Annotated in this window: 8 protein-coding genes; 7 read left to right on the forward strand and 1 reads right to left on the reverse strand. The window is 66.5% G+C overall.

The window, feature by feature from the left end; genetic code table 11:
- Positions 1 to 231 precede the first annotated feature (231 nt).
- From ACTIMF_RS09825 to ACTIMF_RS09835, 3 genes are read left to right on the forward strand one after another with little or no spacing between them, the layout of a single operon-like run.
- A complete protein-coding gene (locus ACTIMF_RS09825) occupies positions 232 to 1,305 on the forward strand; it encodes a FecCD family ABC transporter permease (RefSeq protein ID WP_442350101.1) in 1,074 nt (357 codons plus the stop codon).
- Positions 1,306 to 1,310: 5 nt separating this feature from the next.
- Positions 1,311 to 2,405 (forward strand): FecCD family ABC transporter permease, encoded by a 1,095-nt coding sequence (locus ACTIMF_RS09830; RefSeq protein WP_442350102.1) that lies wholly within the window; start codon positions 1,311 to 1,313, stop codon positions 2,403 to 2,405.
- Complete coding sequence (locus ACTIMF_RS09835; RefSeq protein WP_442350103.1) at positions 2,402 to 3,214, forward strand: ABC transporter ATP-binding protein; 813 nt, start codon at positions 2,402 to 2,404, stop codon at positions 3,212 to 3,214. Before ACTIMF_RS09830 ends, ACTIMF_RS09835 begins: the two co-directional genes overlap by 4 nt.
- A gap of 7 nt (positions 3,215 to 3,221) precedes the next feature.
- Here ACTIMF_RS09835 and ACTIMF_RS09840 read toward each other — a convergent pair whose 3' ends face one another.
- Positions 3,222 to 4,262 carry an AraC family transcriptional regulator ligand-binding domain-containing protein gene (locus tag ACTIMF_RS09840; protein ID WP_442350104.1) on the reverse strand — a complete coding sequence of 347 codons (1,041 nt, stop codon included), beginning with the start codon at positions 4,260 to 4,262 and terminating at the stop codon, positions 3,222 to 3,224.
- A 117-nt stretch (positions 4,263 to 4,379) separates the two neighbouring features.
- Between ACTIMF_RS09840 and ACTIMF_RS09845 the strand changes: the two genes are divergently transcribed.
- The 4 genes from ACTIMF_RS09845 to ACTIMF_RS09860 form a co-directional block, all read left to right on the forward strand.
- The gene (locus ACTIMF_RS09845) at positions 4,380 to 5,828 is read left to right on the forward strand and encodes an aldehyde dehydrogenase (protein ID WP_442350105.1); all 1,449 of its coding nucleotides are present in this window, start codon (positions 4,380 to 4,382) and stop codon (positions 5,826 to 5,828) included.
- A gap of 42 nt (positions 5,829 to 5,870) precedes the next feature.
- On the forward strand, positions 5,871 to 6,668 hold the full coding sequence (locus ACTIMF_RS09850; RefSeq protein ID WP_442350106.1) for a maleylpyruvate isomerase N-terminal domain-containing protein: 798 nt from the start codon (positions 5,871 to 5,873) through the stop codon (positions 6,666 to 6,668).
- A gap of 65 nt (positions 6,669 to 6,733) precedes the next feature.
- On the forward strand, positions 6,734 to 7,570 hold the full coding sequence (locus tag ACTIMF_RS09855) for an SDR family oxidoreductase (protein ID WP_442350107.1): 837 nt from the start codon (positions 6,734 to 6,736) through the stop codon (positions 7,568 to 7,570).
- A gap of 19 nt (positions 7,571 to 7,589) precedes the next feature.
- A partial coding sequence (locus tag ACTIMF_RS09860) for an acyl-CoA synthetase (protein ID WP_442350108.1) occupies positions 7,590 to 9,016 on the forward strand: 1,427 nt, incomplete at its 3' end.

A 9,016-nucleotide genomic window follows, 5' to 3' on the forward strand; every position in this document is an offset into this window, starting at 1 on the left:
TTGAGATAGCAGAAGAGGCCCTCGGGCTGCGGAGACGCAGACCGGGGGCCTCCTCGTTTCTCCGAACGCTCGGCGAAGTTTGTCGTCCGGTACGCAGTGGGTACGCAGCAGATTAAGCGAGCGCGGCGACAGCGGCCGCGTCGAGCGCATCGACGAACGGACTGCTCAGCTCGGACCGAACCGAACCGGGGGCTCTGCACATAGAGTCAGCTAAGGCTAGCATTACTGGCGATGCCTACGACCCTGGAGATCGTGCGCGGCCGTTCTCTCGGAATCAGCGTGCACCGCAAACGGATGATCGGTTTGCTCGCGTTGCTTGCCGGTCTCGTCGTCATGGCCGTCGCGTCCCTCCTGATCGGCTCCAACCCGATCTCGCCGTCCCTGGTGTGGCAGGGCCTGTGGCACTCGTACATCGGCGACGGGATCGCCGAGAATGCTCAGTTGAACGAGGCCGCTATCATCGTGCAGACCGAGCGCATACCGCGCACGCTGCTCGCCCTCATCGTCGGAGCCGCGCTCGGTGTCGCAGGCGGGCTCATGCAAGGGCACACGCGTAATCCGATCGCCGATCCCGGACTGCTCGGCATCACCCAGGGTGCGGCGCTCGCCGTCGTGGTCGCGATCTTCGTCGGTGGCATCACGTCGCCGCTGCAGTACATCTGGTTCGCGTTCGCGGGCGCAGCGGTCGCATCCGTCGTAGTGTTCGGGCTCTCGAGCATCGGCGGAGCCGCGGCGTCGCCGTTGACGCTCGTGCTGGCAGGGACCGGCGTCTCGTTCTTCCTGAGCGCGATGACGTCGGCCGTGGCGCTGAGCGATCAGCAGTCCCTGGAGGCGCTCAGGTTCTGGAACGCAGGCGCGGTGGCCGGACGCGGCTACGACGTGATCGGCGTCGCGGTGCCGTTCATCGTGCTCGGTCTGGTGTTGGCGTTCGCCAACGCGCCCGCGGTCAACCTACTCAATCTCGGCGACGACGTCGCTCGCGGACTCGGACAGAACGTGGCCGCGGCCCGCAGCGTGGGTCTCCTGTCGGTGACGCTCCTCGCTGGGGCAGGCACCGCGGCCTGTGGAAGCATCGCGTTCCTGGGACTCGTCGTCCCGCACCTCGCGCGGTACCTCACCGGCCCGGACCACCGGTGGCTGCTCCCGTACTCGGGTGTCGCGGGCGGGCTGGTTCTGCTCGTGGCAGACATCGTGGGCCGCGTGGTCGCACGACCCGGTGAGCTGGAAGCCGGCATCGTCGTCGCACTGGTCGGCGCACCGTGCTTCGTCGCATTGGTCTGGTGGCGACGGGCGGTCAGGCTGTGATCGATATGAGCAACCGCGAGCCGATCCCGGACGACGTCGCTCCGCCGCCGCATCCGCGGCTGCCCATCGGGATGCGGTTCGGTGCAGTCGTCAGCTTCGTCTGGCGGCCACGACCGGTGATCGTCACCCTGATCGCCGCGCTAGGCGCGTTCGTCTTCTTCTGCATGAGCATCCGGATGGGCGACCTCCCGTTGTCGTTCATGCAGGTCGTCAAGACTCTCATCGGTCAGGGCGACGCACTGAGCACCTTCATCATCAACGACCTGCGTCTCCCGCGGGCGTTGATGGCGGTGATCGTCGGCGCCGGGCTCGCGATGTCCGGTGCGATCGTGCAGTCGATCTCGCACAATCCCCTGGCGAGCCCGGACATCCTCGGAATCAGTGCTGGCGCAGGCGTCACCGCGGTCTTCCTCTTGACAACGGGCGGCGTCGCAACCGGCGTCGTTCGCTACGGGATGCCGGGGATCGCACTCGCCGGAGCCCTGATCACCGGTCTCCTCGTATACGTGCTCGCTGCCCGCGGCGGCATGGACGGGATGCGCCTGATCCTCATCGGCGTCGCCGTCAACGCACTCATGCATGCGCTCATCACCTGGATGATGGTGCGCGCCGACATCAACCAGGCCGGTCAGGCCCAGACCTGGCTGGTCGGCTCGCTCGAGGCTCGCACCTGGGATCAAGTGGTGGGCACCGGAGTCCTCACCGGGATCGCGGCAGTCGTCGCGATCGTCGCCGCGTTCACGCTGCGCGCAGTGCAACTCGGTGACGACGTCGCCCAGGGCCTGGGCGTCGGCCTGGGCCGAACCAGGGCGGTGCTGCTCATCGCAGCGGTCGTCCTCGCCGCCGCAGCGGTCTCCGGCGCCGGGCCGATCGCGTTCGTCGCATTCGTGTCGCCACAGGTGACGATGCGGCTGACCGGCCTGTCGGCCCCACCTCTGATCCCATCGGCTGCCGTCGGAGCGTTCCTGCTCGCCGGTGCCGACCTCGTAGCGCGGACGCTGCTGCCGGTGACGCTGCCCGTCGGCATCGTCACCGCGGCCGTCGGCGGACCCTTCCTCGTATACCTCCTCATCCGACAGAACGTCAGGAGTTCCCGATGACCGATCTCAATCTCGACAGACCACGACTCGGCGCACGATCGGTCTCCTCCGGGTATGGGGGACGCTCCGTCATCGACGACCTCGATCTCGACGTGCCGACCGGCGTCGTCACCACGATCATCGGCCCGAACGGCTGCGGCAAGTCGACCCTGCTGCGGACCCTGGCCCGTCTGATCAAACCCTCGGCGGGGTCGGTGGTGCTCGACGGCAAGGACATCGCCGAATACCGCACCAAAGAGGTCGCGACCAAGCTCGGTCTGCTTCCTCAGTCGCCGATCGCGCCGGAAGGCCTCACCGTCGCCGATCTCGTTGCGCGTGGCCGACATCCGCACCAGAGTTGGATCCGGCAGTGGTCGTCCACCGACGAGGACATCGTCGATGCCGTCCTCACCCAGACCGGTATCCGGGATCTCGCCGACCGCACCGTCGATTCGCTCTCGGGCGGGCAGCGACAGCGCGTGTGGATCTCGATGACCCTCGCGCAGGGCACCGACCTACTCCTCCTCGACGAGCCGACGACCTTCCTCGACCTGTCGCATGCGCTCGACGTTCTGGATCTCGTCAACGATCTCCACGAGGAGGGCCGAACCGTCCTCATGGTGCTCCACGATCTCAACCTCGCCGTCCGCTACAGCGACAACCTCGTCGCCATGAAGGACGGCGACGTCATCGAGCAGGGCCCACCGTCGAAGGTCATCACCGAAGAACTCCTCTTCGAGGTGTTCGGGCTGCGGTCACGCGTCGTCGAAGATCCGGTCAGCGATCGCCCGATGATCGTTCCGATCGGACGGTCCAACACCAACCTCTGACAACCGGCTAGGAGCCGCGGGGGAGACGACCGGTCAGCGCCTGACGCTTGCGAAGGGGCGCCATCTGGAACCAGCGTCGGCAACTCCGCGTCAGGGTGCTCTGCTCGGAGTAACCGATCTGGCGGGCCACCGCGGACAACGCGACGTTCGGGTTCGCGAGGAGCGTGGTCGCTAGGTCCCGTCGCGCGTCGTCGACGAGTCGGTCGAACGTCGTGCCGCACGCGGCGAGTTCCCGCTGCACTGACCTCGGGTGCATCATGAGCAGCCCGGCGATGGTCGACAAGGTCGACGCGCCCGCCGGCAGGGACCGCACGATGAGGCCGGACACCGCGTCCGCGAAGGAGTCTTCTCGTTCGTGTCCAGTCAGGTAGCGGACCGCGACGTCGTAGGCGAGGGGATCGGCGCGCAGCAGACGACGGTGCATCAGTTCCCGCGGAAACGTCAACAGGGTGGCGGGGGCGTTGAACTCGACCGGACAGTGGAAGTAGTCGAGGTAGACCCGGCGCGCTGAGATCGGCGGATGCTCGAATGCGATTCGCGTCGGCCGGAAGTCGGGACCGGCGAACATGTGAAACGTCGAGAGGGTCACCCCCATGGCCAACTCGACCACGTGGGGCCGGTACGGCAGCCGATGCAACAGCGTGGTGAACGCGTAGCCGACGGCGTTCGCACGTCCGCGGTCGGCGTTCTCGCCCGCGTCCTCGCGCAACTCGGTCGCGATGGCGGGGCTGTAGACGTGGGCGTAGTTGGTGACCTGCCGAAGGCCGTCGCCGATCGTGTCGGCGTTGCGGGCGGCGATGGCGAGCGGTCCGAGGATGTCCGGGTCCTGTCGGGCCGCGAGCCGAAGCGCGAAGTCGGGCACGCCGAGTTCGTCGGCGCACAGCCCGAGCAACGTGGACAACACGGTGAACGGGACGAAGCGGTCGTATGCGCCCACTACGGACGGATCGATGCCGACCCTCGCGAATATGGCATCGGCGTCGCCCCCGCAGTCGGTGATCAGTTCGGGTGCTTGACTCAGCGACGACGCACAGATGAGGTCCGACATGGTTCTAACTGTCAAATATTGGTCGTTAGATGTCAAGGAATACTCCGCGGTGCGGGTGATGATGGACACAGTGCGCGAGATGATCGGGCCGACGACACACTGACTGAGGAGTTGCCGATGTCCACCGAGACTGTCCGGACACACTTGTTCATCGACGGAGGATGGCGCGAATCCGCGGGGACGGAGACGATCCCGGTGATCTCGCCGCTCACCGAGGAGCGCATCGGCTCCGTTCCCGAGGCGAGCGTCGACGACGTCGACGCGGCCGTGGCCGCTGCACGCGCCGCATACCGGTCGGGCTGGCGCGACCTGTCGCACGCGGAGCGCGCCGCGCACCTGAGACGGTTCGCCGACGAACTGGAGTCCCGCGCGGAGGAACGTGCACGCACCGTCACCAGCGAGAACGGCATGCCGATCGCGCTCGCCCGGTTCGCCGAAGGTCAGGCGCCGGTCCAACTGCTGCGCTACTACGCTGACCTGATCGAGGCGACCCCCGCCGAAGAAGAGCGCACCAGCACACCGCTCCCCGGGACGACGATCGTTCGGCGGGAGCCCGTCGGAGTCGTCGGGGCGATCGCACCCTGGAACTTCCCCGCCGTGCTGTCGATGTTCAAGATCGCGCCCGCGCTCGCCGCCGGATGCACCGTGGTGTTGAAGCCCTCTCCCGAGACCAGTGCGGACTCCTACGTCCTCGCGGAGGCCGCGATCGCCGCCGGTCTCCCCTCGGGCGTCCTCAACATCGTCAACGGCGGTACGGAGATCGGCCAGTATCTGGTAGCTCACCCGCAGGTCGACAAGGTCGCTTTCACCGGATCGACGGCGGCGGGCCGACAGATCGGTCGAGTGTGCGGCGAGCTGATCCGTCCGGTGACGTTGGAACTCGGCGGAAAGTCATCGGCGTTGATCCTCGACGACGCCGACCTCGAACAGACCGTGGCGGGACTGGCGAGCGCATCCCTGCTCAACTCCGGCCAGACCTGCTACATGTCGACCCGAATCCTGGTGCCGGAGAGTCGATACGACAACTACGTCGACGCGATCACGGCTATGTCGTCGTCATTGCCGATCGGCGACCCGATGGACGAGAACGTCGCAGTCGGGCCGCTCGCCAGCGAACGCCACCGCAACCGTGTCCTGTCGATGATCGATCGTGGTCGCAACGACGGCGGAACCGTCACCACCGGAGGCGGGCGACCAGCCGATTTCGACCGCGGGTTCTTCGTCGAGCCGACGGTCTTCGCCGGCATCGACAACTCCGCGAGCATCGCGCGGGAGGAGATTTTCGGACCGGTTCTGACCGTCATCGCCTACGACGGTCTCGATGAGGCGATCTCGATCGCCAACGACTCGTCGTACGGACTCGGCGGCACGGTCTGGACCACCGACCCCGATCGTGGCGTGGATGTCGCCCGACGCGTCGAGACGGGATCGTTCGGCGTCAACTATTACAACCTCGACTGGGGCTCACCGTTCGGCGGCGTCAAGGAGAGCGGCGTCGGCCGCGAACTGGGACCTGAGGGACTCGCCGCCTACCAGAGTCTCAAATCGATCTTCCTCCCTGCCTGAGCCGGGTGCTCACAGAACTTTCACGTAAGGAGATATCGACACATGTCCGAACACGGAGTGCGCGCCGCGCACGAGCTGGTGAGCGATGCGCTGGCGTTGCTGGACCGACTCGACGAGCAACGCGACTGGTCTGCCGACAGCGCCTGCCACGGGTGGCGGGTCCACGACGTCGTCACTCACATGGGCTTCTTCTTCAACTTCATCTCCGACCCCGGCCTGGTGTTCCCGGACAATCCGAGCGGCACGTCCGAACGACTGAACGACGCGGCAGTGCGTGAACGCGCCGAGTGGACCAGTCGTCAGGCGGCCGACTACTACCGCGAACAGTCCGCAGCCGGACTCGCGACCCTTGAAGCACTCCAAGGTGAGGATCTGCGGGACGCTCCGCTGGAGATGCTCGACCTCGGGACCTACCGCATGAGCCAGCTCAGTGACGCCGTCGCGTTCGACCACCTGGTTCACCTCACATGCGACCTGATGCAGCCGTTCGGGCCGCGGGCCCCGTTCGACGTCTCCGTCAGCGAGGCGATCGACCCGGCCATTGACTGGATGCTCGCAGGCCTGTCCCAGATGAACGGTGCTGCGTTGCACCCCGTGCTGGAGCGGCCGCTCGGTCTGCGTCTGACCGGCGCGACCGACCGCACCTTCGTCATCGAGCGCTCCGATGACGGCGCGGTCGCAGTCCGCGAGAGCGGCGACCTCCCGGAAGACACCGCGACCTCGTCTGCCACCGACTTCCTGCGGTGGGGGACTACCCGCACCGCTTGGCGTTCGGCAGTCACCCGCTCCGGCGACCCCGCGCACGTCGCGGCGGTGCTCGACGTGATCGACATCGTCTGAACACCCGTACGCCGTATCGCCTCGACCGACCACTACCCGACTCATCGTCCAAGGAGCACTCGACCATGTCTGAATACTTGACCGGAAAGGTCATTCTGATCACCGGAGCCGGCAGCGGCTTCGGCAAACTGATCGCGGAGAAGACCGCAGCGGCCGGCGCCCGCATCGTCGGCGTCGACATCAATGGCGACAACCTGAACGCGGTCGTCGACGGCATCACCACGGCCGGAGGTGCGGCGATCGGGCAGGTCGCCGATGTCACGAACATGGAGCAGATGACCGCGGCTGTGACAGCTGCCGTCGACCAGTTCGGCGCCGTCGACGTCCTAGTCAACAACGCCGGCGTGATGCCGCTGGCGTACTTCGCCGACCATGCGCGCGCCTGGGAGAAGTGGCATGCGGCCATCGACATCAACATCAAGGGCGTGGTGAACGGCATCTCCGCGGTCTACGACCAGATGATCGAGCAGGGCCGCGGCCAGGTGGTCAACATCTCGTCGATCTACGGCAACGCGGGTATCGAGGGGTCGGGTGTGTACTCCGCGACCAAGGCCGCCGTCACCACCATCTCCGACTCCCTGCGTATCGAGGCGAAGGGCAAGATCAAGGTCACCACGGTCAAGCCGACGGGCGTCACCGGCACCAACCTCGCGAGTTGGATCGTCAACGATTCCGCGGTGACCGGTCTAGTCGGCCAGCGAGCCGAATCGTTCGGTGAGCACGCCAGTGCGCTGGTGAACGGCGAACTGGCTCCGGAGCTCACCGATGTGGACTCGATCAAATACTGGCTGATCACGCCGGACGACCTCGCGGACGCCGTCGTCCACGTCATTGATCAGCCGTGGGGGATCAGTCTCTCCGACGTCACCGTTCGGGCCAGCGGCGAAGACTACTTGTACTGAATCGACATCAGGAGGACCGATGTATCCCGGAGCGCACCTCTCCACCCGCGGAACCGACCCTGCGGTGATCATGGCCGACAGCGGCGAGACCGTCCTGTTCGGTGAACTCGAGGATCGATCGATCCAAGTCGCCCGGGCGCTGCAAGCCGGCGGGCTCGCCCCCGGTGATCACCTGGCGGTGCTCGCGACGAACACCGCCCGCGTCTTCGACATCTATTGGGCCGCAATGCGGTCGGGTTTGTACCTGACGATGGTGAACTGGCATCTGACCGCCGAGGAAGCCGCGTACATCGTGTCCGACTGCGGTGCCCGGACCATCATCGTGGACGCCGCGCTCAGCGATCTCGCCGCCGAGTTGGTTCCGCTCACCGAGGGCGTACAGACGCGATTCTCCTACGGTGGGGTCATTCCCGGTCACGACGACCTCGACGCGGCCGCGTCAGCGGAGCCCACCGTCGCATTGCGCGATCAGCCGCGTGGAGCCGACATGCTCTACTCCTCGGGCACCACGGGACGTCCGAAAGGCATCAAGCCCGAACTGCCGGGTCGTCAGATCGACGAGCCCGGCGACACGATGGTCGCGATGAACCAGCAGGTGTGGGGCGTCGGGCCGGACACCGTCTATCTGTCACCGGCCCCGCTCTATCACGCGGCCCCGCTGCGGACCTGCGCCTCGGTCCAAGCGCTCGGTGGGACGGTCGTCGTGATGGAGCGCTTCGCCGCGGGGCGTGCGCTAGAACTCGTCGAACGCTACCGGGTCACCTACAGCCAGTGGGTGCCGACCATGTTCGTTCGGATGCTGCGACTCCCGCAGGAGGTGCGCGAGAGGTACGACGTGTCGAGCCTGCGGACTGCGGTACACGCCGCCGCGCCGTGTCCAGTCGACATCAAACGGCAGATGATCGACTGGTGGGGACCGATCCTGTCGGAATACTATTCGTCGACCGAACTCAACGGGCTCACCATCGTCGACACCGAAGCGTGGCTCGCCCGACCGGGAACGGTCGGCCGTACCGTGCTGGGGACGGTGCACATATGTGATGCGAGTGGCGCCGAGGTCCCCGCCGGGTCCATCGGGACGATCTACTTCGAACGCGACCGGCTGCCGTTCGAGTATCACAACGCACCGGAGAAGACGCGCGCCGCGCAGCATCGCGCGCATCCCACGTGGACGACGACCGGTGACGTCGGCTACCTCGACGAGGACGGATACCTGTTCCTGACTGACCGGGAGTCGTTCCTGATCATCTCCGGCGGCGTCAACATCTATCCGCGCGAGATCGAAGATGCGCTCGCATCGCATCCGGGGGTGCTCGACGTCGCCGTCGTCGGAGTCCCCGATGAGGACCTAGGAGAACGCGTCGTCGCCGTCGTCCAGCCGGTTTCGGAGTACGAGGCGCACGGCGGACTCGCTGACGACCTGCTCGAGTACCTGTGCCCCACGAT

Source organism: Gordonia sp. (in: high G+C Gram-positive bacteria), assembly GCF_052106715.1.
Taxonomy (GTDB): domain Bacteria; phylum Actinomycetota; class Actinomycetes; order Mycobacteriales; family Mycobacteriaceae; genus Gordonia.

Bases quoted from the DNA above. Each gene is read 5' to 3' on its own strand.
- ACTIMF_RS09825 (WP_442350101.1), top strand. From the start codon at position 232: ATGCCTACGACCCTGGAGATCGTGCGCGGCCGTTCTCTCGGAATCAGC.
- ACTIMF_RS09830 (WP_442350102.1), top strand. From the start codon at position 1,311: ATGAGCAACCGCGAGCCGATCCCGGACGACGTCGCTCCGCCGCCGCAT.
- ACTIMF_RS09835 (WP_442350103.1), top strand. From the start codon at position 2,402: ATGACCGATCTCAATCTCGACAGACCACGACTCGGCGCACGATCGGTC.
- ACTIMF_RS09840 (WP_442350104.1), bottom strand. From the start codon at position 4,262: ATGTCGGACCTCATCTGTGCGTCGTCGCTGAGTCAAGCACCCGAACTG.
- ACTIMF_RS09845 (WP_442350105.1), top strand. From the start codon at position 4,380: ATGTCCACCGAGACTGTCCGGACACACTTGTTCATCGACGGAGGATGG.
- ACTIMF_RS09850 (WP_442350106.1), top strand. From the start codon at position 5,871: ATGTCCGAACACGGAGTGCGCGCCGCGCACGAGCTGGTGAGCGATGCG.
- ACTIMF_RS09855 (WP_442350107.1), top strand. From the start codon at position 6,734: ATGTCTGAATACTTGACCGGAAAGGTCATTCTGATCACCGGAGCCGGC.